We start from the raw sequence: 24512 nt of genomic DNA, 5'->3' as shown, positions 1-24512 counted from the left end.
TCCGACCTTGCTAAAGTCCATCTGGCCGGTGTAGCGCCCCTTAAGATCGCCCATCACGCGCCCCATATCCCGGATCGAAGAAGCTCCAGTCTTTTCAATGGCTTTTTCGACAGCCGCCGCTGTTTCGTCGTCATCAAGCTGGCGTGGCAGAAACGTCCCGATCACCTTGATCTCGTCTATTTCCTTCTCGGCCAATTCAAGCCGCCCGCCCTCTTCATAAGCACGCGCACTTTCCTGGCGCTGCTTAACCATTTTGCCAAGAATAACAAGGATTTCGTCATCTCCTACGCCCACATCATCCTCACCACCAGACCGCATCGCAATGTCACGATCTTTTATCGCAGCATTGATAAGACGCACCGTCGACAGACGAATAGCATCCTTTTCTTTCATGGCCGTCTTCAACGCCTGAGTGATCTTGCTTCGTAAGCCCATACCTGCTCATCCCCATGTTCAGAACTTGTGAGAATATAGAAAGCCATCAAGCGCGGCAACAGGGTGGAGTTCTGTTAAGTAACTGAAATATAGTCGAAACTGAAAAAAGCCCTTCTCTTGACCCCACGTTGGCTAGGGCGTAGACCTCACTCCGTTTACCAGCCCTGAGGATTGCCCCCATGATGGACGCCGCCCCTAAACCAACCGCCTGTCTCGTCTTGGCGGACGGCACGATTTTCTACGGAAAAGGCTTCGGCGCCACGGGAACTCGCGTCGCCGAGTTGTGCTTCAACACCTCCATGACCGGCTATCAGGAAATCCTGACCGATCCGTCCTACGCAGGCCAGATCGTGACCTTCACATTTCCCCATATAGGCAACACCGGCATCAATCCCGAAGACGATGAAACAGGCGATCCTGTCGCCGACGGCCTGGTCGTCAAATGGGACCCGACCGAGCCGTCGAACTGGCGCGCCACAGCCGATTTGACGCATTGGCTTGAACGCCGTGGTCGCGTTGGTATCGGAGGGGTAGACACGCGCCGCCTCACCCGCGCAATCCGCCAACAAGGCGCGCCCCACGTCGCACTGGCACACGATCCGGAAGGAAATTTCGATCTCGAAAATATGGTGAAATCAGCCCGTGATTTCAACGGCCTTGAAGGCCTGGACCTTGCGAAAGACGTGACTTGCCCCCAATCCTATCGTTGGAACGAAATGCGTTGGGCCTGGCCCGAGGGCTATGGCCGGCAAACTGAGGCAAAATTCAAAGTCGTCGCAATAGACTATGGCGCAAAACGTAATATCCTGCGCTGCCTGGCCTCCGCGGGTTGCGACGTCACGGTACTGCCCGCATCCGCCACAACCGAGGACGTGCTCGCCCTTAACCCGGATGGCGTCTTCCTGTCCAATGGGCCCGGCGATCCTGCTGCCACCGGCACATACGCTGTCCCAATGATCCAAGGCGTGCTCGCGCAAACTGACTTACCGATCTTCGGTATCTGCCTTGGCCACCAGATGCTCGCCCTCGCGCTTGGCGCCACCACGGTGAAAATGAACCACGGCCACCACGGCGCAAACCATCCGGTAAAAGACCTCGATACCGGAAAGGTCGAAATAACCTCAATGAACCATGGCTTTACTGTTGACAGCCAGACCTTACCCGCAGGTGTTGTCGAAACCCATGTATCCCTTTTTGATGGCTCAAATTGCGGGATTCGCATGGCGGACCGGCCAGTTTATTCCGTGCAATACCACCCCGAAGCAAGCCCCGGCCCAATGGACAGCTATTACCTGTTCGAGCGTTTCGCGGCTGCCATGGAAGCACGCGCCAAACAAAGTGCCTAGGCTTAACCCGGATTTAACCGAAGCTACAGTAGTGTGGCGGTCATGTTTACCGATGCCCCTGACATTTCGCAGCTTGCGAAAAGATCGCACGTCGGAATCCGAGGATGCAAAAACCCGCCAATTCGCGATCCGCGTCTAGGACCAATTGCACACTTGCCCGCCACGACCAAAGCCATCTGCACCGCAACTGCAACAGCCGCCGGTCCCATCCTTGCGTACAAGGCCTTAAGCCATACGTCGCTTCGCGAAAGCTGCCAAGGCTGGTTAGGTCCACGCGCTGCCTTCACCCTTGTCACCGCCGTTTTTCCCTTGCAGCCTTGGGATATGCCTTTCCCACAATAACGCTCTGGGCCCCTACGATTTGGTCGACCCTAACCCTGTTGGCCGCCACGGGTCTTCAGACAGCTGGTGAGCTCACCCAATTGCGCGCCGCGCCGTCCTTTGGCGAAACCTGGCATAGCGCTCGCCCGAATCGACTTGCGCGCCACTCCCATCCACGGATTTCTGTCCTTGTTCCACTGTTCAAGAAACGCGACATTGCAACCCGCCTTGCGGAACAACTTGGGCGCCTTGAGCATCAAGAAGGTCGCCTTGAAGTTCTTCTAATCCTTAAATTACCTGACGCAATGACCGCCGACGCACTGGCAAATTTAGAGCTGCCCGGTTGGATGCGGATCCTCGCCGTTCCGCCCGGCTCCCCGCAAACGAAACCGCGCGCATTGGATTATGCACTCGACTTTACAGATGGCTAAATCATCGGAGCCGACGATACCGAGGATGCACCGCCCCCGAGCAATTGCGCACGGTCGCCGAAACTTTTGCCACCGCGCGCCCCGAACTTGCCTGTCTGCAAGGGGTCTTCGATTTTTATAACGCGGGCAACACACGGCTCACTCGCGACTTTGCTGTCGACTATGCCACGTGGTTTCGATGGGCGCTGCCGGGTCTCGTGCACCTGGGCCTTGTCATTCCGCTTGCGGGAATAACCGTGTTTTTCCGCCGTACGATCCTTGAAAAAATCGGCCGCTGGGACGCCCATATTGCGACAGAAGACGCAGACCTTGGTAGGCGCCTTGCACGGCGCGTGCTCCGAGCTGAATTTTTCACTTCAATTACAATGAAAGAAGCGCCGGCCACCGTTCCCGCATAGATCCGCCGAAGATCGCGCTGGCTCCAAGGCTAGGCAGTCACCGAGGCTGTGCTTAGGCGCGCGCGCATCCGTCTCCTGTGCGAGCTGGGTATTAAGAAGTTTCCAGGATTCCAAATTCTCTTTCTGGGCAAGCCATCACAGCGCATTCTTGCCCATTCCTAAGTTCTTTCTGGCCGGTGCTCGCAAGTCTGCCGCATCCTCCTTGCAGAAATCGCGCCCTGGGCTGCCGTCGTGGCTTTTGCCACAGCGTTTCTTCTCTGCGAGATCGCAACAATCCCTGGCACTGGCGCTGTCGGTTGCAACACCACGTCATCGCGGGTTGATCCGGTGGGTGCCGTTGACGCACTTCTACTTCCCGGTGCCAGGCATCGCTTGCTAGAAAGCCGCTTGGGAGCTTGGGACCTGTCCCTTTTATTGGGACAAAACCGCTCATGGCGGCCCGGCTAGTCAGCCGAAACGCCGCTGGCATCAACGGCTGCTTCAGCATCTCGCCTAAGCCTTGCCTCGTACGCTCTTGATATATGTCCCTTTAATTCTTTTTGTGCGGCATCCGCATCGCTCTTTGAAATTGCGTCGACTACCGCCGCGTGTTCTTCAAGGGCGCGCGCGCTCCGTCCCTCAGCGGCAAGCGATGTCGTCGTCATAAGCGCCATGGACCGGTAAACCAGATCCAATTGTTGCACCAGATATCGGTTGTGAGACGCAAGGTGCACTTGCCGGTGAAACCGTCGATTTGTCCGACTAAGCGCCGACGGATCCCCAACCCGGCCTTTGTCCTCTTCGACAAATTCGCGCAGCAGCCGAACTTCTTCCTCGGTTGCATGACGCGCCGCAAGCCGAGCTGCCAAACCCTCCAGCTCAGAGCGGACCACGTACAGTTCAGCCATCTGATTGTGATCAAGTGAAGCCACGATTAAAGACCGACCATCTCGCGCCAAAAGAGATTGCGTTTCAAGACGTTGCAAAGCCTCTCTAATGGGCGTCCGAGAGACGCCGAACCGGTCGGCAAGCTCGCTTTCAACCAACCTGTCACCCGGTCGATATGTTCCCACATCGATCGCCCGAAGGATTAACTGATAGGCGTCCATTTGCCCCGCGCGTGCATCAGCCATTTCAGCCCTTCCCTTTTTCGTTCGCTAATTCCGACCCTAGGGCCCAGTCACCCCACAGATCAAGCGCCGTTGATTGCCAAGCGGGGTCAGCTTGGCTATGCCGCGTTTATGTTAGCATCCACGTTTTCACACGTCAGCACCTGGGTGTTCGATCTCGACAACACCTTATACCCGCCCGAAGCGCGCCTGTTTGATCAGATCGAGGTCAAAATGACCAATTGGGTCGCCGAAACGCTTAAGGTCTCCCGAGCCGAAGCAGACCACTTGCGCAAGCACTATTGGCACACATACGGCACGACGCTCTCGGGCTTAATGCAAGAACATGGCGCAGATCCGACACCTTACCTTGTCGAAGTTCACGAAATATCTCTCGATCATCTCGAGGTGGATCACCAATTGGTAAGCAATATTAGCAAGCTTCCCGGACGTCGGATCGTTTACACCAACGGCTCTGAACCTTACGCACGCCGAGTCCTGCGTGCCCGCGGTCTTGAAGAGCTTTTTGACGCGGTGTATGGCGTCGAACATGCCAAATTTCGTCCCAAACCTGAACGCCAAGCCTTTGAAACTGTGTTTAAAAGGGACGGTCTTCGTCCCGAAGTTGCGGCCATGTTTGAAGACGAACCGCGCAACCTTGCGGCTCCTTTTGAGTTGGGAATGCGCACCGTCCACGTCGCGCCGACCCCGGTCGAGCACCCCTACATCCACCATCACACGAGCGATCTGACGGGCTTCCTGTCGCAGATCCTTCGATAGCCCTTTCCGATGCCCCACGTGCCTCCTAAGTTAAAGTCATGAACAGAACTGACGTTGACATATTCATCTCCGGAGGCGGCATCGCGGGCCTCGCGGCAGCAGCGGCCTTTGCGCATCACGGGCTCTTGGTGCTACTGGCCGATCCCTCGCCACCACCCGAAACTGCGGCATCTAACGGATCGGATCTGCGATCGACAGCATTTTTGGCACCCGCTCGCGAACTCCTTGAAAGTATTGGGCTTTGGGCTTCCGTAGCCGACCACGCCGAACCGTTGAACACGTTGCGGGTCATTGATTGCCAAGGCAATCCGCCCGAACCACGTACAGACCGCACGTTTCAATCCACCGACCTCGGCGCGCCAAGTTTTGGGTGGAACTTACCGAACTGGCTGACCCGCAAGGTGCTAAGCGACACACTCACAAATGCGCCCAATGTGGACTTGCGGCTGGGAGTAGGTTTTGCGCGCATCGTCACCCGCGAACGCGAAGCAATTGTAACACTGACGTCAGGCGCTCAGGTGCGCGCACGCCTAGCGATTGCCGCCGACGGGCGGAACTCCCCGCTGCGCGAAGCGTCGGGTATTGGCTGCAAAACAATGCGCTACGGGCAAAAAGCGCTGGCATTTGTGGTCGCGCACCAAATGCCACACGAAAACGTCTCAACCGAGCTTTATCTCTCGGGTGGTGCCTTCACGACCGTTCCCCTACCCGACCACGAGGGGCAGCATTGTTCGGCCATTGTCTGGATGAACGACGGCACAGAGGCGGTTCGTTTGGCAGCCCTAGAGGACGACGCGTTTTCGGATGCTGCAACACTGCGTTCATGCGGAGTGCTCGGGGCATTGCGTGTCGTCTCTTCCAGAAACCTCTGGCCCATCATCACTCAGGAAGCAGACCAACTGACATCCGAACGTGTCGCCTTGATCGCGGAAGCCGCGCACGTTTTTCCGCCTATCGGGGCACAGGGTTTGAACACCTCTCTGCGCGACGTCGCGATCTTGGCTAAGCTTGGCGCGCAAGATAAAGGTGCCATTGGAAACAAGGATTTCCTGGCATCTTTTGCCAAAGCCCGGGGACGAGATATTCACCGTCGCGCCCAGTTTATTGATCTCTACAATCGCATTTGCCGCTCGGACTTGCCGCCGGTTCAGGACCTCAGAAGCGCCGGACTACGCCTGGTTCATGACCTTGCACCACTGCGCCGAAGGATCATGACTGCGGGAATGGGGCGTTAGCCGATAACGCGTCCCACTGGGCCTGGAAGACGTTCTTCGCTTAAAAGCACATTTGATTCGATGTCCCCAACTCCGGGGATCGTCATAATGCGCCGGCGCAGAACCCGTTCAAAATCACCCAGATCACGCGCAACGACGCGAAGACGGTAGTCATACAGTCCAAGCACATGGTGAATGGATTGCACTTCGGGAATGGCGGAAATTGCACGCTCAAAATCGCCAATACTGGTGCGCCCCTTCGCGGCAAGTTTAATCCCAAGGAACACCGTGACGCCAAAGCCGACCCGTTCAAGGTCAAGCGCAATACGGTGGCCAACAAGCACGCCCGCGTCCGTTAACCTTTTGATACGTCGCCAGCAGGCAGGCTGACTAAGGCCGACTTGCCGGCCGACTTGCCCGGCTGATAGGGTCGCATCGCTTTGGAGCGCCGCAAGTATCGCGCGGTCTATGGCGTCGGTGGCGATCATAGCGGCAGGCTGGGGTTGGTCTTGACCGTAGCAACAGTCATCAAGGCCTCAAGATCGGCGATGTGCGGAAGCGTAAGAATCTGCTCTCGATAGATCGACTGATAATGCGCCATGTCTCGGGCGATGACGACGACACGAACGTCGACGCGCCCCAGAAACGTTTGTATTTCAGTGACTTCCGGCACTTTGCGAGCCGCAAAGATGAAATGATCAAATGCGCGCGGATCATTTTTCTCCAACGTGATGCGCAGGCTCACCTCAACTTCATAGCCAAGGGCCGGCCAATCCACGACCGCATGACGCCCCCGAATGATGCCTGTGTCCGTCAGCTTTTCCAGTCGCCGCCAACACGAGGCCTGCGTCATGCCCGAGCGTTCGGCTAACACAGCCGTCGCCGCTCCCGGATCAGCAAGGAGTTGTCGCAGTAATCGCCGGTCAGTATCATCAAGCATGATATTTCCAATTTTTAAACGTTTGGCGAATAGTTTTTCTGTAAAATAGCAAAATCTGCGACAGATTGAAATGTCTTGATGTCAGAAACATCTATGTTGCCCTTTACAGAATACACTTACACGAGGGAAAACTATGCGCGTTTATTACGATCGCGATTGCGACATCAATCTTATCAAAGACAAAAAAGTGGCCATTCTTGGTTATGGCTCCCAAGGTCATGCCCACGCGCTTAACCTGCGCGATAGTGGCGCGAAAAACCTTGTCGTCGCATTGCGCGACGGCAGCTCAAGCACGAAAAAAGCCGAAAGCGAAGGCCTTTCGGTTATGGGAATTGCCGAAGCCGCTGCGTGGTGTGACGTGATAATGTTCACCATGCCCGATGAACTTCAGGCAGAAACCTACAAGAAATACGTTCACGACAACATAAAAGAGGGTTCGGCGATTGCTTTTGCCCACGGCCTGAATGTGCATTTCGGCCTGATCGAACCCAAAGAAGGCATCGACGTCATCATGATGGCGCCAAAAGGCCCCGGTCACACAGTGCGCGGCGAATATGTCAAAGGCGGCGGTGTGCCTTGCCTTGTGGCTGTGGATAATGACGCGTCCGGCAAAGCGCTTGAGATCGGTCTTTCGTATTGTTCGGCTATCGGTGGCGGCCGTTCTGGCGTCATCGAGACGAACTTCAAAGAAGAGTGTGAAACCGACCTTTTCGGCGAACAAGCTGTTCTTTGCGGTGGCTTGGTTGAATTGATCCGCATGGGTTTTGAGACGCTGGTCGAAGCCGGTTATGCGCCTGAGATGGCCTATTTTGAATGTCTCCATGAAGTGAAGCTGATCGTCGATTTGATCTACGAAGGCGGCATCGCGAACATGAACTATTCGATCTCAAACACCGCGGAATACGGCGAATATGTTTCCGGCCCGCGCATCCTGCCATACGACGAGACAAAAGCGCGTATGAAAGAGGTTCTGGCCGACATTCAAAGCGGGCGCTTTGTCCGTGATTTCATGACGGAAAACATGGTTGGGCAACCTATGTTCAAGTCGACCCGCCGTATGAACGATGCACACCAGATCGAAGAAGTTGGCGCGAAGCTTCGCGGCATGATGCCGTGGATTTCCGAAGGCAAGATGGTGGACAAGGCCCGCAACTAAGGCCACAAAACTGATCTGAGGCCCCGGCATCGTCCGGGGCCTTTTTCGTTTCAGGACACAAAATGCAGCCCGATATCACGGCGAAAAGCTGGATTATGGTCGCGACCCTTGGACTTGTCTGGGGGGCGTCGTTTCTGTTCATCGAACTTGCTCTGACGGGGGTCGGGCCGTTTTGGCTTACGGCGTCCAGGATATTGTTTGCCGGACTTTTGACCACGGCGATCTGGAAGATGCGCGGCGGGCCGCTTTATGAGACCGACGAGCGCGCAGGATGGGTGCCCTTGCTGGCCGTAGGGGTGCTGAGTTCAGCCCTGCCCTTTGTGGCGATCTCGTGGGGGCAGCAATTTGTTACGTCGGGGTTTGCAGGCGTTTCGATGGCGGCGGTCGCTTTGGTTGTGTTGCCTTTGGCGCATTTCTTCGTTCCCGGCGAACGTCTGACATTGCGAAAGTCGCTTGGGTTTCTCATTGGGTTTATCGGAGTGGCAGTCCTGATCGGCCCGGAGGCGTTCCGCTCAACCGAAGTCGATGGCGAGCTGTTTGGGCGATTTGCCTGCGTGCTTGGGGCGGCTTGCTATGCGGTTTCGTCCGTTGTGATGCGACGGTTGCCACCGGTTGACCCGGTTGGCTTATCGGCCGTGACGCTATTGATAGGCGCAGTGCCTGTAACGGTTCTGGCCGCGATCGTGGAAGGCGTGCCCCCGATGCCGTCGGCCGAGGTCGCAATGGTGATATTGACGCTGGGATTGGTGCAGACTGCGGCTGCGAACCTGTTGCGGGTCATGGTAATCCGAAGCGCGGGACCGGTCTTCATGTCATTGACCAACTATCAGGTGCCCTTGTGGTCGGTCCTATTGGGCGTTTTGCTATTGGGTGAAAGCGTAGAGGCATCGCTTTTCATGGCAATGGTGTTGATCCTTACGGGGGTGTTCCTCAGCCAGAGGGGGGCTTTGCGACGATTGTTTTCGCATTAGCGCGCGACGCTTGCGACCTCGTCAACGATGGCATCGACAACGCGGAGAAGCTCGCCTTCGTCTTCGCATTCGGCCATCACTCGGATCAAGGGTTCGGTTCCGGATTTGCGGATCAAGAGACGACCTTTGCCCATCAAAGCGGCCTCAGCACTGGCGATAGTGTCTTTTACCCGTATGTCTGACAGAGGATCACTTCCCACCTCATAGCGGACGTTCTTCAGCAACTGCGGAACAGGCTCGAAGGCCTGCCGCAGCACGCTTGCAAGATGCCCAGTACGCTTCATTTCAGCGAGGAACTGAAGGCCCGCCTGAAGACCGTCACCGGTCGTGGCAAAGTCGGTCATGACGATGTGGCCAGATTGCTCGCCCCCAAGGTTGAAGCCGCCCGCCTGCATGGCTTCGACAACGTAGCGGTCACCGACAGACGTGCGGTGCAGGGCCACTCCCTTGTCGCCAAGGAAGCGCTCTAGCCCGAGGTTCGACATTACCGTCGCCACTAGCGTGTCACCAGCCAGCCGGCCTTCAGCGGACCAACGCGCCGCGAAAAGCGCCATAATCTGATCGCCGTCAGCAACCGCGCCAGTTTGGTCGATGATCATCACGCGATCTGCGTCACCATCAAGGCAAATGCCAACGTCCGCGCCATAGGCCACGACGGTTTCCGCCGCAAGTTGCGTACTGGTCGAGCCGCAGCCGTCATTAATGTTTTTACCATTGGGCGAGACACCGATCGGGATCACCTCAGCACCAAGCTCCCAAAGGACTGTTGGGGCAGCTTTGTAGGCCGCACCGTTCGCGCAGTCGACGACAACCTTCAGACCTTCCAATGTCAGGTCCTGCGGAAAAGTCGATTTCACGCGCTCAACATAGCGAAAGAGCGCGTCGTCAATACGCTTGGCACGGCCGATATTTTCTGAGGCGGCGGGAGTAATTTCAGAAGAAATGGCGGCCTCGATTGTGGCTTCGGCTTCGTCGTTTAGCTTGAAGCCGTCGGGGCCGAAAAACTTGATACCGTTGTCATGGTGTGGATTGTGGCTTGCCGAGATCATCACGCCCACGTCAGCGCGCATAGAGCGCACCATCATACCAACAGCCGGAGTAGGCACGGGCCCAAGCAGCAAGACGTTCATACCGGTTGATGTGAAGCCAGCGGTCAGCGCATTCTCAAACATATAGCCTGACAGGCGCGTGTCCTTGCCGATCACCACGCGGTGCGCAGGAGAGCCGTCCCTTCGGAAATGGCGCCCCGCTGCCGCACCGATCTTTAAAGCCAAATCTGCCGTCATCGGATAGGTATTTGCGCGGCCGCGGACACCGTCGGTGCCAAATAGCTTTCGGGTCATGGAACTGTCTCGATTTTGTCTGCCTCAGGCCTGCCTACCACGCACAAGGCCAGTCTGCACAGAGGTTGCCGCAGCCGCCTCAGCAACGGGACGCCGAGTATTGTGTCAGTGTGAAACAGATCGCCTAGTTACGCGCAACGCGGCTCGGCTCGCGGTAGAAGTGGTGGAACCCGATTGTCGTGGTGCGCGGGAACACCCGGGCCCAACGTGGGTTCACCGACTTCGTGTGATAATGTGTGGCACCTTCAGTCAATTCGCGTGAGGCCCCGTCGATCATGAACCGAGCGATCTTGCCAACCTTTTGGTAGGCCTTTGTCTCGCTGATTATTTCGGGCCGGCCATCACAAGTATAGGTAAATTGGCAGCGATAGCGCTCGCCCGTCCCCTGATTCACAACTGCGCAAACCGAGCTTGGATAACGGCTATCATCAACGCGGTTGAGAATAACCTCGGAGACGCCGACGATACCCTTCAACGTCTCGCCACGCGCTTCAAAGTAAAGAGCCTCGGCCAGGCAAGACCATTGGTCACCACCCTTGGCCACCGGCATTGCCGCTAGCTTTTGTTTTGTCAGCTCGTCTGACGCCGTGTCTTGTACGGCCATCGGCGCGCGGGTCAGGCGCGACAAATCCCGCACACTGAACGACGTCAGGATGTTCGTTTCAGCGCCGAAAAGGCTTCCCAAACGTTGGTTCAACGTAATGGCCGGATTGTTCGAGGTGCTGATCGACACATCGGCGATTGCAGGCGCAGAAAGGGTTATCGCTGCAATTAGTGCCGCTGCCCATCGCATGGGTTTAAACATCTAGGAGCCCCCTCCAGAACTTGTGTTCGACCGGTCTTGGCCAACTTCATATGGCGGCCGCATACCGAATTGATCGCCTAAGGTCCAGCCTTGCGGGCAGCGACAATGTGTTCTCCATGAGGAAATTGGCAGATAAACTGCCTTCGCGACGGATCGTGCCAAATTTATACAATTGATTCTTAAGTTTTTTTAGCCCTCGGCCCGTCCTGCAATGCTATATGTGCGGCAGCTAGTCGCGCCACGGGCACACGGAAGGGTGAACAGCTTACATAGTCAAATCCGGCATCACGACAGAACGCAATCGAGTCGGGGTCGCCGCCGTGTTCGCCACAGATCGACAAGACGATACCCGGCTTTCCTTTTCGCCCGCGTTCGGCCCCCAGCGTCAGAAGTTCGCCCACGCCTTCGATATCAAGCCGGTGGAACGGGTCTTCCGGAAAAACGCCCTGATTGACGTAAGCCCCCATGAAGCGACCCGCATCGTCGCGGCTGAGGCCGTAAGCCATTTGTGTCAGGTCATTGGTGCCGAAACTTAGGAACGCGCAATGGGGCGCGATCTCTTCAGCGCGCAGAGCGGCGCGCGGTGTTTCCACCATGACACCAAGACGGTACTCGAAATCGGCGGATGTCTCGGAACGAACCTCGGCGGCGACTGCTTCGATCCGATCGCTTACCAGTTCGACCTCGCGGCGGGCAGAAACAAGCGGGATCATGATCTCAGGCACAATGCTCTCGCCTTCCTTGCTGGCGGCGATGGCCGCAAGGAAAATGGCGCGCGCCTGGGCCTCGTATATCTCAGGCATGGTAACACCAAGACGGACACCACGCAGGCCCAGCATCGGGTTGAATTCACTCAGCGCTTCGACGCGCCGGGTGACTTTGGAAAGCGAAAGATTGAGAGCGTCGGCAAGATCACGAAGTGCATCGCGCCCTGACGGCAAGAACTCGTGCAGCGGCGGGTCGAGCAACCGGATGCACACGGGAAGGCCAGACATGATCTTGAAAATATCCGTCAGGTCAGCAACTTGCATGGGAACAAGGCGTTCCAGCGCGGCTTTGCGCCCTTCGGTGTTCTCGGCGAAGATCATCTCGCGCATGACGATCATGCGATCTCCTTCAAAGAACATGTGCTCGGTGCGGCACAGGCCGATGCCTTCAGCGTCAAAGGCGCGCGCGACTTTCGCTTCTGCAGGGGTGTCTGCGTTGGCGCGGACCGCAATATCGCGGACGTCGTCCGCCCAGCCCAAAAGTGTGCGGAACGCATCATCCAAGGAAGGCTCCAACAGGGGCGCCGCGCCGTCCAGAATCACGCCCGCCGTGCCATCAATTGTAATCACGTCCCCACTTTTTAGGACACGACCGTCCGTCAATGTGATATTTTTATCTTTTCGGTTCAATATGATATCGGACAGACCGACCACGCCGGGAAGCCCAAGCCCCCGCGCGATCACCGCCGCATGGCTGGTCATTCCGCCGCGCTCAGTCAGCACCCCTTGAGCTGCGTGCATCCCGCGAATGTCTTCAGGCGATGTTTCACGACGCACCAAGATGCAGGCCTCGCCGCGCGCGGCACTTGCCTGAGCGGCGGCAGAATCAAACACCAAACGTCCCGACGCCGCGCCCGGACTTGCCGCAACGCCGCGCGCCAGAACATCCCGAGGGGCTGAACTGTCCACCTGACGATGCAGCATCTCAGACAGCGCGCGGGGATGAACCCTTAAAACGGCATCTTCGCGCGAAATGACGCGATCTTCTGCCAAGGACACCGCAATCCGCATATTCGCCCGTTCAGAGCGCGTAATCCGCACCGCATCAAGGACGCTGAGTTTTCCACCATCAAGCGTAAATTCGATCTGCATTTCTTCACGCAGTTGTTCACGGCAAATCCTACCGTAGTCCAAAAGTGTTGCGAACACCTTTGGGCAAAGTTCTTCTAAAGAAACGCCGCGTGGATCACGCGTCAGATAAAAGGCGCTTTCCGCACCCAGAGCGTCACGACCCTGACTTTGGCTGAGGTAACGACCTGTGATTTGGAGACGCCCGGTTGTGGAATCGGCAAACTGGATGACCCCGGACCCAGATTCAGGCGGCCCAAGGCCGGGCGCCATCGCCTGCACCACAAGCCCAAGACCTGCCTCAGCTGGCGCGCCGCGCGCCTGACGCAAGAGCCGTGCCGTGGTGCCTTCCCAAGCACGCGCCATGGAACGCAGCACGCTCGTCAACTGACTTGCCGGGTCCTGCGGGAAGGCTTCATCGGTTTCCTCCTCGTAAGCCTCCAGCATGGCATGGAGCGTATCAGAGGCAATTTCATCCTCAATAACAAAGAGATCAGGATCAAGGTGCGCGACCTGCACTGAGTAGGTCATGATGAAGCGTGCAAAGAGCTTGTTGGCGGCTTCGTGCCCCAAAAGGTTGGCGTATTCGCCGTGGCGCGCACTATTCATACCGATGTTCAGGATCGCTCCGGGGCCGCCCCAGTCGGGGTCTTCGGACGAGGGGCGGACGGACACGAGGGGGGCGCTGCCGAAAGGGGCAAGGATCGCTTTGGTGTCGATCTCGGCGCCAGACGCGATGTGGGCCACGGTTGTAAATGGGAGCGCCACCGTTTGCGGTACCGGCAATTCGAGGCGGATCAGACGTTGCAGGCACTTCGCGCGGCCGCCATGCGTGTGCGTGGCGAGGTTGGCCGCTGGATCGACGACAATAAAGTCTGATATTTCAACGAGTTTCTGCACTGCGGCGAATCCTTCCGCGACAGCATACGCGCAGTTGGAAATCGATCAAGGAGTGTCAGAAAATGCCGACACTACGTCGCGGGCGGCGTGTCCGTGGGGTCTCAGCCCGCGCCGGCGTTTTTATCCCGTTAACAACCGCTAAAACGCATCAAATCGCGACGTCGGGACTACGTCGGGCTTGCGTCCTTGCGGGCGTTCGCACTGTTGTGAGGGTGTAAATCCGGGGGCGCGGCGCGTGAACCTTGTTTTAGCGGGTGATGCGGTATCCCTTAGGTTGCTTCGATTCGCGTCAGATCGGCAACAGCCAGGCAGGCCGCGCTGATGCGATGAAGCAAGTTAAGACGATTGCGCCGCAAGATTGCGCTGTCGGCGTTGACCTGAACGGTCTCGAAGAATGCGTCGATGGGGGATCGCAATCCCGCAAGCGCAGACATCGCAGCTGAGAAATCTTCGGCCTTCATGGCCGGGGCAATGGCGGCTTCTGCCGTGTCGAGCGCGACGAAGAGAGCTTTTTCTTCGTCCGTTTCGGCAAGCTTCGGATCGGCACCGTAGGAGTATTCGACGCCGTCATTTTCCTCGGCTTGTCGAAGGATGTTGTGGGCGCGTTTGAAGCCCTGAATGAGGTTCTCGCCATCATCGGTGGCAAGGAAGCCGGAGAGCGCAGTGGCCCGATTGACAAGGAGCGTGAGATCGTCGGCATTGGGCATCGCGAGACAGGCGTCGATGACGTCATGGCGGATGCCACGGTCACGGAGATAGACCTTTAGGCGGTCGTGGAGGAAGGTTAGGAGATCGTTTCTAGCAGGCACAAATATCGCTCGCCATTCAATTCCACTTCTTTGGCGTCGATAAAGCTCTGCGACCTTTTCTGCAGCGTCTCGAATACGACGCTCTTTGATGGCAGGCTTTAATGGTAAGGCGGAATTGATCGTTGCGATACTCTCGGATGCATCTTCGCCCACGACCTCTGAAATCTCATTTGAAACTTCCTTACCGCGTTCAAAGTCATTCAGAATTTGCGAAGAGATACAATCTTTCAGCCTATTAAGCTCGGGTTGACGGCGAACTTCGAAGCTGCTGTCCATTGCGTCAATAAGGCGAAGCGTGTGTGCACCTTCTAGCACCAACCTAATAACGCCCAGCGCCGCACGTCTCAGCGCAAACGGATCCTTGCTCCCGGTCGGTTTCTCATCAATCGCCCAAAACCCGGTCAGTGTCTCAATCTTATCCGCCAGCGCCACGGCAACCGACAACGGCGCAGTCGGCACGTCATCAGACGGTCCAAGCGGTTGATAATGCTCGCGGGCAACGGCGGCGACGGCCTCGCTTAGGCCTGCGGCTTTGGCGTAGTATTCGCCCATGATGCCTTGAAGTTCGGGAAACTCGTAGACCATCTCGGACGTCAGATCGGCTTTCGCGATACGGCCTGCCTGTTCGGCTTGGTCGGGGTCGGCTCCGACGGCGGGCGCGATCTCGCGAGCGAGTGCCGAGACGCGGTCGATCTTGTCGGCAGTGGTGCCGAGTTTATTGTGGAAAGTAACGGATTTTAGCGCGTTTTGCCATGGCCCCATGCCCGCTTTCGCGATCCGCAGGTCGTTTTCCCAGAAGAATTTAGCGTCGGCCAAACGCGCGGACAGGACCTTTTGGTTGCCTGCGAGGATTGTGGCTCCGTTGTCTTCTGTGGTGACATTGGCAACCGTCACGAACCGCAGGATGCGCCCCATTTTGTCTTTCACCGAGAAGAACTTCTGATGCTCTTTCATCGAGGTTTGCAGAACTTCCGCAGGCAGGTCGAGGAAATCAGTGCCAATTTCGCCCATCAGCACGACGGGCCATTCGACGAGACCTGCGACTTCGGCCAGAAGGGCTTTGTCTTCAACGACCTCAAGCCCGTTCGCGAAGGCAGCCTGTGTTGCGTCGTGCCAGATGGTTTCCATGCGTTCGTCGGTGGACAAGATCACATGGGCCCGCTTGAGCTTTGCGGCGTAATCCTCGAAATTCGTGACAGAAAAACGTGCAGGACTTAGGAAGCGGTGACCAGCGGTCAAGTCGGAGGATGTGATGCCGTCAACGTCGAGACCAACGATTTTCGTCTCGCCGTTTTCATGCAGCGTGCAGACAATTGAGTGAAGCGGACGCACCCAACGCAAAGTGCCTGCACCCCACCGCATAGACTTGGGCCAGGGGAAATTGCGGACCGTTTTTTCAAGTGTTTCGGCTATGATTTCGCCGGCGGGGCGCCCCGGCTTTTCGATTTTTGCAAACCAGACCTGACCCTTTTTGTCGGCGCGGGCCTCCAACTGGTCTTTGGTCAGACCGGTGGAGCGCAGGAAGCCCTCAAGCGCCTTTTCGGGGGCGTCTGTACGCGGGCCTTTGCGTTCTTCGCGCACTGTCGGGCTTTCGGCGAGAAGGCCGTCGATTGTCAGGACCAGACGTCGCGGGGTCGCAAAGGCCGCAGCGCCTGCATAGGTGAGACCCGCGTCGACAAGCGCCTCGGTCATCAGCCGCTTGAGATCGTCAGCCGCACGGACCTGCATCTTGGCGGGGATTTCCTCGGAAAAAAGCTCGATCAGGAGATCAGGCATGTCTACTGGGTCCTCTCGGGGAGTGGGGGGCAGCCTTCAGGCGGAGCGTTGCCGTCGAAGACGTCTTCGCCGCATGCATTGATCTGGTGCCACACAAAGCCGCGCCCGTCCTGGTGGATCGCGACCATGCGGTCAATGCCGTAGGTGACGTTGGCCGTGCCAAGAAAGGCGAGCGCTTCGCCGTTTTCAAGCGCTTCTGCGATGTCGGCGGCGTTGAAACAGTCGAACCAGCCGGGCGCGTTCAAAGGCTCGGCGTTGTCGTAGAGCTCGTAGGTCTCGGTCATCATGGCAAGCGACTGGGGCGTGGTGAAGCACGCGCGGTAGCGGATCGGCGAACTGTCAGCGTCGATGGCCTGAAAGCTATCGAAGAGAATGGTTTCAGGCACGCCAGTGGTGACGCTGGTCATCTGGACCATGTCGGCAGAGGTTGCCTCAACAGTTTCATAAAACCCGTATTCCTGAAGGTAATACAAGCCGCCGCCGCCAAGAACTCCGGTTGCAATGAGGACGATACCAATCACTTTGCCATTCATCTTAAGTTTGATCCTACGCAGGTCATTATGCGGCGGCTCCTGCGGCGTCGGTTTGCATGAAGGCGTCGGCGCAGGCCTTCGCAAGCGTGCGGACGCGGCCGATGTAGGCCTGGCGTTCCGTGACAGAGATTACACCGCGCGCATCAAGAAGGTTGAACAGGTGGCTGGCCTTGATGCACTGGTCGTAAGCCGGGTGGGCCATGATGATTTTGCGCCCCGTTTTGGGGTCGAGTGGGTCGGCGGCAAGGATGCGTTCGCATTCGACTTCGGCGTCTTTGAAGTGTTGTAGCAACATGTCGGTGTCGGCCACATCGAAATTCCAGCGCGAATATTCTTCTTCCGTCTGGCGGAATACGTCGCCGTAGGTGAGGGCGATGGGCGCGTCGGGCGCGTTGAACGGCATGTCCATGACGTGATCGACGCCAAGCACATACATCGCGAGGCGTTCAAGGCCGTAGGTAAGCTCGCCCGAAACAGGGTGGCAGTCGTGGCCGCCGACCTGCTGGAAGTATGTGAATTGCGAGACTTCCATGCCGTCGCACCAGACTTCCCACCCGAGACCCCATGCACCAAGCGTCGGACTTTCCCAGTCGTCTTCAACGAAACGGATGTCGTGGGAGGCCATGTCGATGCCGATGGCTTCCAAGCTGCCAAGGTACAATTCCTGCAGGTTCGGGGGGGATGGTTTGATCAGGACCTGAAACTGGTAGTAATGCTGAAGCCGGTTCGGGTTTTCGCCGTAGCGGCCATCCGTCGGGCGGCGCGAGGGCTGTGCGAAGGCCGCAGCCCAGGGTTTCGTGCCGAGCGCGCGCAATGTCGTCGCCGGATGGAACGTCCCTGCCCCGACTTCCATGTCGTAGGGTTGCAGAATGGCGCACCCGTTTGCCGCCCAGTAGGACTGCAGGCGAAGGATGATTTCCTGAAATGACTGTGGTCGTTGCACGGCGGCCATTGGGCGTGTCTCCGGGGGTGAAAATCGCGTTCTCAATAGGCAACAGGCGGGGGGCGGTCAATGAAGCGGGGTCGCTTTTGACGTGCATGTCCCTCCGCCCTAGTTAAAAACGTTGGAACGGCGCGATTTGCGCCAGATGCAGACGGGTTGGACATGACGAGCGTGATCAGGTTTATTGTAGGAATACTAGCGGTGCTTTGGGCGACGGCTGCCGTGGCGCAGGGCAGCGCGTGGGTGCAGATCGAAGCGCACCCCGATCAGGCGCGGGGGCAACAGCGCGCCGAGTTCTATGCAAGTGGCCTGCCGGATGTGGAAGGCTATCGTTTATCTTCAGGGTGGTATGCGGTTGCGCTTGGCCCCTACAGCGAAGCTGAAGCGATCAATGTCCTGAGCCAGTTGCGCGCGAGCGGGCGCATCCCGCGCGACAGCTTTCTGGCCAATGGCGCAAATTTCCGCACACAGTTTTTCGCAAGCACACCGGGGGTCGCTCCGGTTGAAACCGTTGTAGTGCCACTGGTTGCGGGTGAAGAAACCCAAGCCGAGGCACGCGTTAGCGAGCGGTCGCTTTCGCGCCAGGATCGTGCCTTGGTACAGGTCGCATTGCGCTGGGAAGGTGTTTACACATCAGCAATTGATGCCGATTTCGGCCCCGGCACGCGCCGCGCCATGGCCGCGTGGCAGCAGGCAAACGGATTTGAAGCAACCGGTGTGATGACGACAAGGCAGCGTCAGGGGATGCTGAAGGCCTACCGGGAAGCCGTGGCTGCCCTTGATATGACGCCGACGATTGAGACGACAATGGGCGTCGAAATTGATCTGCCGCTTGGCTTGGTGACCTTCGATCGCTTTGAGCCGCCGTTTGCGCAGTATCGCGCGACCTCGGGCGACGACAGGCAGGTTTTGCTGATTTCCCAGATCGGAGATCGCGGAACGTTGGCGTCCCTCTATGAGGTGATGCAGACGCTTGAGATTGTGCCGTTGGATGGGTCGCGCACTCTGCGACGCAATGATTTCACGCTGACGGGCCAGAATGACCGGATCATTTCTTACACCTATGCGCGCCTAGATGGCGGCGCGATCAAAGGATTTTCGCTGGTCTGGCCTGTCGACGATGCTAAGCGCCAGCGGCTTGCGCTTCAGGCGATGCAGGAAAGCTTTTTGCCCCTCGAAGGCGTGCTGTCCGATACGATTGGATCAGCTGCGCAGGACATTGATTTACTTGCAGGACTAGCGATCCGCCGGCCTGAACGCGCACGGTCGGGCTTTTACGTGGATACCGCCGGTGCGGTTTTGACCACGGCTTCGGCGGTCGATCAATGCACGCGGGTGACAGTTGGCGAAGACATTCCCATGACCATTGGCGCGGTAGACGGCGATCTGGGCGTCGCATACCTGACCCCGCAGAAATCAATTGCGCCCTTGGCGGTGGCACGAATGGCGCAAGTGGAGCCTCGGTTGCAGTCAGATATTGCCGTGGCAGGCTTCAGCTTTGGTGGGATTTTGACGGCACCGTCGCTGACCTATGGCACGTTTTCAGATGTGAAGGGTTTGGACGGCGATGTACGCGTGCAGCGTCTTGAGGTCCTGAGCGAACCCGGTGACGCTGGTGGGCCGGTTTTTGACGCCTCAGGCGCGGTGATGGGCATGCTGCTTGATGCAGAAAGCGGTGCGCGCCAATTGCCGGGCAGTGTGGCTTTTGCCTTGGATGCATCGGTCTTGGCCGAGTTTCTGGCGACAAATGGTTTGGCAATGCCTGCCAGCGCACCAGAGAGCGACATGGCACCGGAGGACCTGACGATTTTGGCGGCGGATATGACTGTACTGGTTAGCTGCTGGAACTGATCTCGGGCGTGGCGATGATCAGCGTCGGGCGACCGGCGCTGAAGGCATCGGTGGTGGCTTGGCAAAGGTCCGCGGTGGTTTTGGGAGCCGCATAGGCGCAACCGTAAGCCGCCGCGAGATGCTGCCAATTCGGGTTCACGGCATGGACGGCTTTCGGGACAATTTGCGCCGCGACCATGTTGTCGCGAATTTCGCCCAGGGCTTCGTTGTCCCAGATGAGAATTGGCAGGCTGAGGTCAAGTTCTGCCGCCGTTCCAAGTTCTTGCATGGTGTATTGGAAGCCGTAGTCGCCTGCGATGGCGAGGGTTGGGCCGTGGTGACCAAGTGCTCCGCCTATGGCTGCGGGAAGCGCGTATCCAAGCGTGCCAAAGCCGTTTGGATGATGCCAGTGGCCCGGCGTGGGCATGTCCCAAAGTTCTTTCGCGGCGTAGGCGAATTGGGTCATGTCCGAGAATATCATTGTGTCTTTCGGGAGCGCATCGCGCAGCGCTTCGCACGATTGGGCTATCGCGGGGTTGTGCGAGGCAATCTCGACGCGCCATACCTTGCGGGTCTGGGAGACTTCCGCGGCGGCCCAATTGGACGTCAGTGGCTTGGCAATAGCTTGGGTCGTCAACGCGTGCTCCAAGGAGGCGAGGAAGTCGCCGCCGTCAGCGTTGATTCTGAAGGATGCGCGCGTGTCAGAGGCAAGCACGGCCGGGTCGATATCGACCCGGATGCGCACGCCGGTGTCGCCCAAGGCATCGCGCCAGTGGTCGACCTGGGCCAGTTCCGTTCCGATAGCGATCACCACGTCTGATGTCGCGAGAATATCTGCGCTTTGGGGTTTGGCGAGATGCGCGCCGAAGTGAAGCGGACGATCAGGCGCGACAAGCCCACGGCCTGCGTAGGTGGTGAAGCTTGCAGCAGGGATCGTGTCTAATATGCGTCCGATGATTGCGGCGCTCTCGGGGTTTTTGGCAAGGGCACCGCCGAAGATGAAAAGCGGACGGGTTGCGTTTGCAAGGATGGGCACAATGTCGGTAGTATCGACGTTTGCTCGGATCAACGTCGCGGCCTTGTTGCGAGGGAACGGTTTCGCAGGTCCGCCGACGACGCGAATGGGAAGCGAGATTTGCTTTGGGCGGGGACGGTGGATTGCGAACTCGGTCAGGGCCTGATCGACGAGGCGATAGGCTGCCTCGGCATTCTGGGCGGTTGCGGACAAATCGCAGACAGTCGCGGCGGCACCTTCCTGATCGCGCATTTGGTGAAGCTGGCCTTTGCGGGCTACGGTCTCGTCAAGCACGGTCGAGATGACCAGCATCGGAACGCTGTCGGAATAGGCCTGACCCATCGGCGTCATGATATTCGTCAAGCCCGGGCCCGAAATCACAAAGCAGACGCCCGGTTTGCCCGTGGCGCGCGCATAGCCGTCGGCCATGAAGCCAACGCCCTGTTCGTGGCGGGCAAGGACGTGTCGGATACCTGCCTCTTCGATGCCCCGGTAAAGTTCGATGTTGTGCACGCCAGGGATGCCGAAGATCGTATCGACGCCGCGATCCGCCAGCATGGCGGCAAGTTCTACTCCGAGGGGACGCATTATGCTCTCCAGAATCGGGATGTGAAAAGGACCATGACGACCATAAGTTCAAGGCGTCCGACAAGCATGCCGACGATCAACAGCCATTTGGCCATATCGTTGAGCGGCTCGAATGTACCGGCGGGGCCGATGATGTCGCCAAGGCCGGGGCCAATGTTGGCGATGGCGGCAGCGGCTCCGCTGATTGAGGTCAGGAAGTCGAGACCCGTCATGCTGAGAAGGACGGACAGCACGCCCAAAGTCACAACGAACAGCGTGAGGAATGCCATGACCGAGGAAATCACGTCTTCCGTGATCGTGCGGCCATCGTATTTGGGTTGAAACACGCCGTGGGGCGAGTGGATGCGACGGATTTGGTTAGAGATCGCGGCGAAGAGGATTTGATAGCGGAATATCTTGATCGAGCAACACGTGGAGCCCGCGCAGCCGCCGATGAGTCCGACAAAGAAGAACATAGCAATCGGGAAGGACCCCCAAAGCTGGTAGTCCGTGCTAGAGTAGCCGGTGCCGGTGATGATCGAGGTGATGTTGAAGGTCGCCTCGCGCACCAAAGTGGTCAGGGGCGCATCGCCGACAACAAGGAGATAGCCCGAGATCGTCGCAACGAGAACGATCAGTGTGACCAAAAACATGCGGACCTGACTGTCGACGAAAAGCGGTTTCGAGGAGCCCGCAAGAAGCTGGACGTAGCGCACAAAAGGCAAGCTTGCCAGGACCATGAACAGCGCCGCCACGTATTCGGGCGCTCCTTTAAAGCCACCGAACGAAGCGTCATGAGTCGAAAAGCCCCCCGTTGCAACCGTGGTAAGGGCGTGATTGACCGCATCAAAGAACGGCATGCCGACGCCATAGTAGGACATTGCGCAAGCGGCCGTCAGGATCACGTAGACGATCGAGATGCGCGAGGCGATCTCGGCCGCGCGGGGCAGGACTTTTCCTGCCGTATCAAAGGCTTCCGATCGGAAAATCTGCATACCACCGACCCGCAGTTCAGGCAGGAAGACCATGGCGACCACGATAATCCCAATGCCGCCGAACCATTGCAGCATTGAGCGCCACAACAGCAGTCCGTCGGGCAATTCATCAAGGTCGATGAAGACGGTCGATCCGGTGGTGGTGAGGCCGGACATGGCCTCGAAGAAGGCGTCGGTGATGGTGGCATCAGTGGCGCCTTGATGAAATGGGATGGCCGCAAAGATCGGCAGAGCAACCCAGACCGCGGTGGTCAGGATGAAGGTCTGCTGGATCGTCAGGCGGTCCCCAACGCCATTGGCGCAAGCAAGCGCCATGAGCCCCCCCGTCAGGATCGTCAGGATCGCGCTTTCTACGAAGACCGCAGCGTGTCCATTGCCCGCCCAGATATCAACGGCCAGAGGCACCGCCATCGTCGCGCCCAGGCTGGCCACTAAAAGGCCAATTACATACCCCACAGGGCGAAGGTCGATCATGGAAATGAGACTTGTCCGAGCGGGCCCGGTTCGTCAATCGTGAACGGGTTTTCCATCCGCGATCAGTTTGCCCTGTGCTGTAAAGAACGGCTTCAGTTTGTAGCGCCCTGATGCAATTGATCAAAGCGCGCGCCAAAGGAAGGAACGAATGACACGGCCGGTGTTGCCCGCTTCGCCGTCGAAATGACCGATCGCATACTTTCGGTTAACGCGCGCGATGATCGCGCCAAGTGCTTCTTTGTCGTCGATACTGTGAGACAGGACTGTCGCGAATGGGATCGCGCGGGTTTCAAGGGTATTAGCCATCGGCGTGTTGCAACGCGTCGTGTGCCAGCGGTGTGGACCTTTGGGAGTGAGCTTGATCCAAGCCAAGTGGTCGCGGCCCTTCGTGATCTGCTTCGTTTCAGGGGCGGTTTGGAAAAGGTCGCCGCCCCCTGCCGGCTCAAGCGTATCGCCTGACCCGAAGCGTTCAGCAAAGTCGCGGAACGCACTGCAATGACACAGGATGCGCGCGCCGTCCCCTTGCGTCACCTGAAGCCGCACTTCCCCACAATTACATGTCCAATGCACTCCACCACCCGAACAATTGCCCGACGTTCGCAGCAAATTACCCAGTTCTGGTGTTCTGTGAAAGCGATGCCCTATCCTGTGTGGAACAGCGTCTCGAAAAAGCGCGGATCAAGGCTTGTGGTCTCGAAGGTGGTGCCTTCGGTCAATACCGAGACTGCGTCGTGGCTGTGGAGGCTTTCCTGATGGCTAGCAACCACGCGGAAGTCACCGATCCGCGGGTCGGACTGAAGTCGTTCAGCAAACAGGCGTGCCGCGTCTTCAACAAAGATCGGATTGGCGGCGTTCAGTTCGGCAAAGGCCTGTTCGTCTTCACGTTTGACCATGACTTGGGTTTCTGTTGGCACAGCAAAGCGGCAAAGCCCGACGATGTCTTCAAACCAAAGCGTGTCAGCGGTTGGATCAATCACCACTGAAAGCCGCGCCACAGAGCGTTGGGAATGCGGCGTTGCCAGCTGCCCCCGTGTGCGGCGTGCGTGCTCAGAAAGCTCCAGCGAACACGGGCAAGTCGACGAATAGACGTAATCAAGGTGCAGGATGCGGCTGCGCGTGCCGTCCTGATCCACGACTTCCAGCGCAATATCGTAGTATTGCCAGCCCGACAGGCCTGAGCGCAGGCTGTCGATTTTCATCGGATAGGACAGACGCATCTGAATGCGCGCATCGAAGCTTTCAAGGTCGGTTTTGTAGTCATCAATGGCGGCTTCTATCACTTCGAAGCTGAATTCCTTTTCGGCATGCTCATAAAAGCTGCGCATGATGCGGCTCATATTGATGCCTTTTTTATCCGCTTCGAGACTGACGGTGCCGGTGACAGAGGTCTCAATTTCGCGCGCAGCACCGGCTGTCGAGCGAAATTGCACCGGCAGGCGGAAGTTCGAGATACCGACGTGTTGGATCGCACGATGGGCGCCTTTGATCAGCGATTCCGGGCCATTTTGCAGGTCTGGAAGGTCAGCCTTGTAGTCGGCGTTGACTGTGAAGTCTGCGGCGTACTCTCTTGTTAACGCCGGGTAATCATCCGGGGCACTGGGCAAAAG

At 57.9% G+C, this 24512-nt stretch carries 22 protein-coding genes; 7 read left to right on the top strand and 15 right to left on the bottom strand.

Going from position 1 to position 24512, the window contains the following annotated elements:
- The coding region (locus AC221Y_RS06190) for a GatB/YqeY domain-containing protein (protein WP_486706981.1) at nt 1-435 on the bottom strand (435 nt) is incomplete at its 3' end.
- A gap of 182 nt (nt 436-617) precedes the next feature.
- Here AC221Y_RS06190 and carA point away from each other — a divergent pair.
- Nucleotides 618-1781, top strand: a complete 1164-nt coding sequence (carA, locus tag AC221Y_RS06185) for a glutamine-hydrolyzing carbamoyl-phosphate synthase small subunit (protein ID WP_486706982.1) — start codon at nt 618-620, stop codon at nt 1779-1781.
- 371 nt (nt 1782-2152) lie between these two features.
- Here carA and AC221Y_RS06180 read toward each other — a convergent pair whose 3' ends face one another.
- Complete coding sequence (locus AC221Y_RS06180) at nt 2153-2359, bottom strand: hypothetical protein (RefSeq protein ID WP_486706980.1); 207 nt, start codon at nt 2357-2359, stop codon at nt 2153-2155.
- Between the two features lie 218 nt (nt 2360-2577).
- Here AC221Y_RS06180 and AC221Y_RS06175 point away from each other — a divergent pair, with 218 nt between their 5' ends.
- Entirely contained in the window at nt 2578-2931 is a 354-nt protein-coding gene (locus AC221Y_RS06175; protein ID WP_486706979.1) for a glycosyltransferase family 2 protein, read from the top strand.
- Nucleotides 2932-3374: 443 nt separating this feature from the next.
- Here AC221Y_RS06175 and AC221Y_RS06170 read toward each other — a convergent pair whose 3' ends face one another.
- Nucleotides 3375-4043 (bottom strand): GntR family transcriptional regulator, encoded by a 669-nt coding sequence (locus tag AC221Y_RS06170; RefSeq protein WP_299750852.1) that lies wholly within the window; start codon nt 4041-4043, stop codon nt 3375-3377.
- A 108-nt stretch (nt 4044-4151) separates the two neighbouring features.
- Here AC221Y_RS06170 and AC221Y_RS06165 point away from each other — a divergent pair, with 108 nt between their 5' ends.
- Together AC221Y_RS06165 and AC221Y_RS06160 are read left to right on the top strand one after the other, a co-directional pair.
- Entirely contained in the window at nt 4152-4799 is a 648-nt protein-coding gene (locus AC221Y_RS06165) for a pyrimidine 5'-nucleotidase (RefSeq protein WP_299750855.1), read from the top strand.
- A gap of 38 nt (nt 4800-4837) precedes the next feature.
- Nucleotides 4838-6034 (top strand): FAD-dependent monooxygenase, encoded by a 1197-nt coding sequence (locus AC221Y_RS06160; RefSeq protein WP_299750858.1) that lies wholly within the window; start codon nt 4838-4840, stop codon nt 6032-6034.
- On the opposite strand, the gene AC221Y_RS06155 is transcribed toward AC221Y_RS06160, so the two are convergent.
- Together AC221Y_RS06155 and AC221Y_RS06150 are read right to left on the bottom strand one after the other, a co-directional pair.
- Complete coding sequence (locus AC221Y_RS06155; RefSeq protein ID WP_299750861.1) at nt 6031-6501, bottom strand: Lrp/AsnC family transcriptional regulator; 471 nt, start codon at nt 6499-6501, stop codon at nt 6031-6033. The genes AC221Y_RS06160 and AC221Y_RS06155 overlap by 4 nt on opposite strands.
- On the bottom strand, nt 6498-6953 hold the full coding sequence (locus AC221Y_RS06150) for an Lrp/AsnC family transcriptional regulator (RefSeq protein WP_299750864.1): 456 nt from the start codon (nt 6951-6953) through the stop codon (nt 6498-6500). Before AC221Y_RS06150 ends, AC221Y_RS06155 begins: the two co-directional genes overlap by 4 nt.
- A gap of 133 nt (nt 6954-7086) precedes the next feature.
- On the opposite strand from AC221Y_RS06150, the gene ilvC reads away from it, so the two are divergent.
- Both ilvC and AC221Y_RS06140 read left to right on the top strand, forming a co-directional pair.
- Nucleotides 7087-8109, top strand: coding sequence for a ketol-acid reductoisomerase (ilvC, locus tag AC221Y_RS06145; RefSeq protein WP_299750867.1), 1023 nt, complete (start codon nt 7087-7089; stop codon nt 8107-8109).
- Nucleotides 8110-8171: 62 nt separating this feature from the next.
- Nucleotides 8172-9080, top strand: a complete 909-nt coding sequence (locus AC221Y_RS06140; RefSeq protein ID WP_299750870.1) for a DMT family transporter — start codon at nt 8172-8174, stop codon at nt 9078-9080.
- Here AC221Y_RS06140 and glmM read toward each other — a convergent pair.
- From glmM to AC221Y_RS06110, 6 genes are all read right to left on the bottom strand, one after another.
- Nucleotides 9077-10423 (bottom strand): phosphoglucosamine mutase, encoded by a 1347-nt coding sequence (gene glmM / locus AC221Y_RS06135; RefSeq protein WP_486706978.1) that lies wholly within the window; start codon nt 10421-10423, stop codon nt 9077-9079. The genes AC221Y_RS06140 and glmM overlap by 4 nt on opposite strands.
- Before the next feature lie 124 nt (nt 10424-10547).
- Complete coding sequence (locus AC221Y_RS06130; protein ID WP_299750875.1) at nt 10548-11228, bottom strand: cell wall hydrolase; 681 nt, start codon at nt 11226-11228, stop codon at nt 10548-10550.
- A 179-nt stretch (nt 11229-11407) separates the two neighbouring features.
- Complete coding sequence (locus tag AC221Y_RS06125) at nt 11408-13963, bottom strand: putative PEP-binding protein (RefSeq protein WP_486706977.1); 2556 nt, start codon at nt 13961-13963, stop codon at nt 11408-11410.
- Between the two features lie 269 nt (nt 13964-14232).
- Complete coding sequence (gene glyS, locus AC221Y_RS06120) at nt 14233-16548, bottom strand: glycine--tRNA ligase subunit beta (RefSeq protein WP_486706976.1); 2316 nt, start codon at nt 16546-16548, stop codon at nt 14233-14235.
- Nucleotides 16549-16550: 2 nt separating this feature from the next.
- Nucleotides 16551-17081, bottom strand: a complete 531-nt coding sequence (locus AC221Y_RS06115; protein ID WP_299749097.1) for a DUF6446 family protein — start codon at nt 17079-17081, stop codon at nt 16551-16553.
- Nucleotides 17082-17106: 25 nt separating this feature from the next.
- On the bottom strand, nt 17107-18033 hold the full coding sequence (locus tag AC221Y_RS06110; protein ID WP_299749100.1) for a glycine--tRNA ligase subunit alpha: 927 nt from the start codon (nt 18031-18033) through the stop codon (nt 17107-17109).
- Nucleotides 18034-18195: 162 nt separating this feature from the next.
- On the opposite strand from AC221Y_RS06110, the gene AC221Y_RS06105 reads away from it, so the two are divergent.
- Nucleotides 18196-19875, top strand: a complete 1680-nt coding sequence (locus AC221Y_RS06105) for a serine protease (protein WP_299749103.1) — start codon at nt 18196-18198, stop codon at nt 19873-19875.
- Here the strand turns inward: AC221Y_RS06105 and AC221Y_RS06100 are convergent.
- The 4 genes from AC221Y_RS06100 to folE2 form a co-directional block, all read right to left on the bottom strand.
- Nucleotides 19859-21457 (bottom strand): thiamine pyrophosphate-binding protein, encoded by a 1599-nt coding sequence (locus AC221Y_RS06100; RefSeq protein ID WP_486706975.1) that lies wholly within the window; start codon nt 21455-21457, stop codon nt 19859-19861. The genes AC221Y_RS06105 and AC221Y_RS06100 overlap by 17 nt on opposite strands.
- Complete coding sequence (locus AC221Y_RS06095; protein WP_486706974.1) at nt 21457-22905, bottom strand: TrkH family potassium uptake protein; 1449 nt, start codon at nt 22903-22905, stop codon at nt 21457-21459. Before AC221Y_RS06095 ends, AC221Y_RS06100 begins: the two co-directional genes overlap by 1 nt.
- Before the next feature lie 120 nt (nt 22906-23025).
- Entirely contained in the window at nt 23026-23475 is a 450-nt protein-coding gene (locus tag AC221Y_RS06090; RefSeq protein ID WP_299751787.1) for a DUF6151 family protein, read from the bottom strand.
- Between the two features lie 71 nt (nt 23476-23546).
- A partial coding sequence (gene folE2 / locus AC221Y_RS06085) for a GTP cyclohydrolase FolE2 (RefSeq protein ID WP_486706973.1) occupies nt 23547-24512 on the bottom strand: 966 nt, incomplete at its 5' end.

Source organism: Boseongicola sp. (genome assembly GCF_057460485.1).
This window is presented reverse-complemented; position numbering and strand designations above follow the sequence as displayed.

Bases quoted from the DNA above. Each gene is read 5' to 3' on its own strand.
- carA (WP_486706982.1), top strand. From the start codon at position 618: ATGGACGCCGCCCCTAAACCAACCGCCTGTCTCGTCTTGGCGGACGGC.
- AC221Y_RS06180 (WP_486706980.1), bottom strand. From the start codon at position 2,359: ATGCTCAAGGCGCCCAAGTTGTTCCGCAAGGCGGGTTGCAATGTCGCG.
- AC221Y_RS06170 (WP_299750852.1), bottom strand. From the start codon at position 4,043: ATGGCTGATGCACGCGCGGGGCAAATGGACGCCTATCAGTTAATCCTT.
- AC221Y_RS06165 (WP_299750855.1), top strand. From the start codon at position 4,152: ATGTTAGCATCCACGTTTTCACACGTCAGCACCTGGGTGTTCGATCTC.
- AC221Y_RS06160 (WP_299750858.1), top strand. From the start codon at position 4,838: ATGAACAGAACTGACGTTGACATATTCATCTCCGGAGGCGGCATCGCG.
- AC221Y_RS06155 (WP_299750861.1), bottom strand. From the start codon at position 6,501: ATGATCGCCACCGACGCCATAGACCGCGCGATACTTGCGGCGCTCCAA.
- AC221Y_RS06150 (WP_299750864.1), bottom strand. From the start codon at position 6,953: ATGCTTGATGATACTGACCGGCGATTACTGCGACAACTCCTTGCTGAT.
- ilvC (WP_299750867.1), top strand. From the start codon at position 7,087: ATGCGCGTTTATTACGATCGCGATTGCGACATCAATCTTATCAAAGAC.
- AC221Y_RS06140 (WP_299750870.1), top strand. From the start codon at position 8,172: ATGCAGCCCGATATCACGGCGAAAAGCTGGATTATGGTCGCGACCCTT.
- glmM (WP_486706978.1), bottom strand. From the start codon at position 10,423: ATGACCCGAAAGCTATTTGGCACCGACGGTGTCCGCGGCCGCGCAAAT.
- AC221Y_RS06130 (WP_299750875.1), bottom strand. From the start codon at position 11,228: ATGTTTAAACCCATGCGATGGGCAGCGGCACTAATTGCAGCGATAACC.
- glyS (WP_486706976.1), bottom strand. From the start codon at position 16,548: ATGCCTGATCTCCTGATCGAGCTTTTTTCCGAGGAAATCCCCGCCAAG.
- AC221Y_RS06115 (WP_299749097.1), bottom strand. From the start codon at position 17,081: ATGAATGGCAAAGTGATTGGTATCGTCCTCATTGCAACCGGAGTTCTT.
- AC221Y_RS06110 (WP_299749100.1), bottom strand. From the start codon at position 18,033: ATGGCCGCCGTGCAACGACCACAGTCATTTCAGGAAATCATCCTTCGC.
- AC221Y_RS06100 (WP_486706975.1), bottom strand. From the start codon at position 21,457: ATGCGTCCCCTCGGAGTAGAACTTGCCGCCATGCTGGCGGATCGCGGC.
- AC221Y_RS06095 (WP_486706974.1), bottom strand. From the start codon at position 22,905: ATGATCGACCTTCGCCCTGTGGGGTATGTAATTGGCCTTTTAGTGGCC.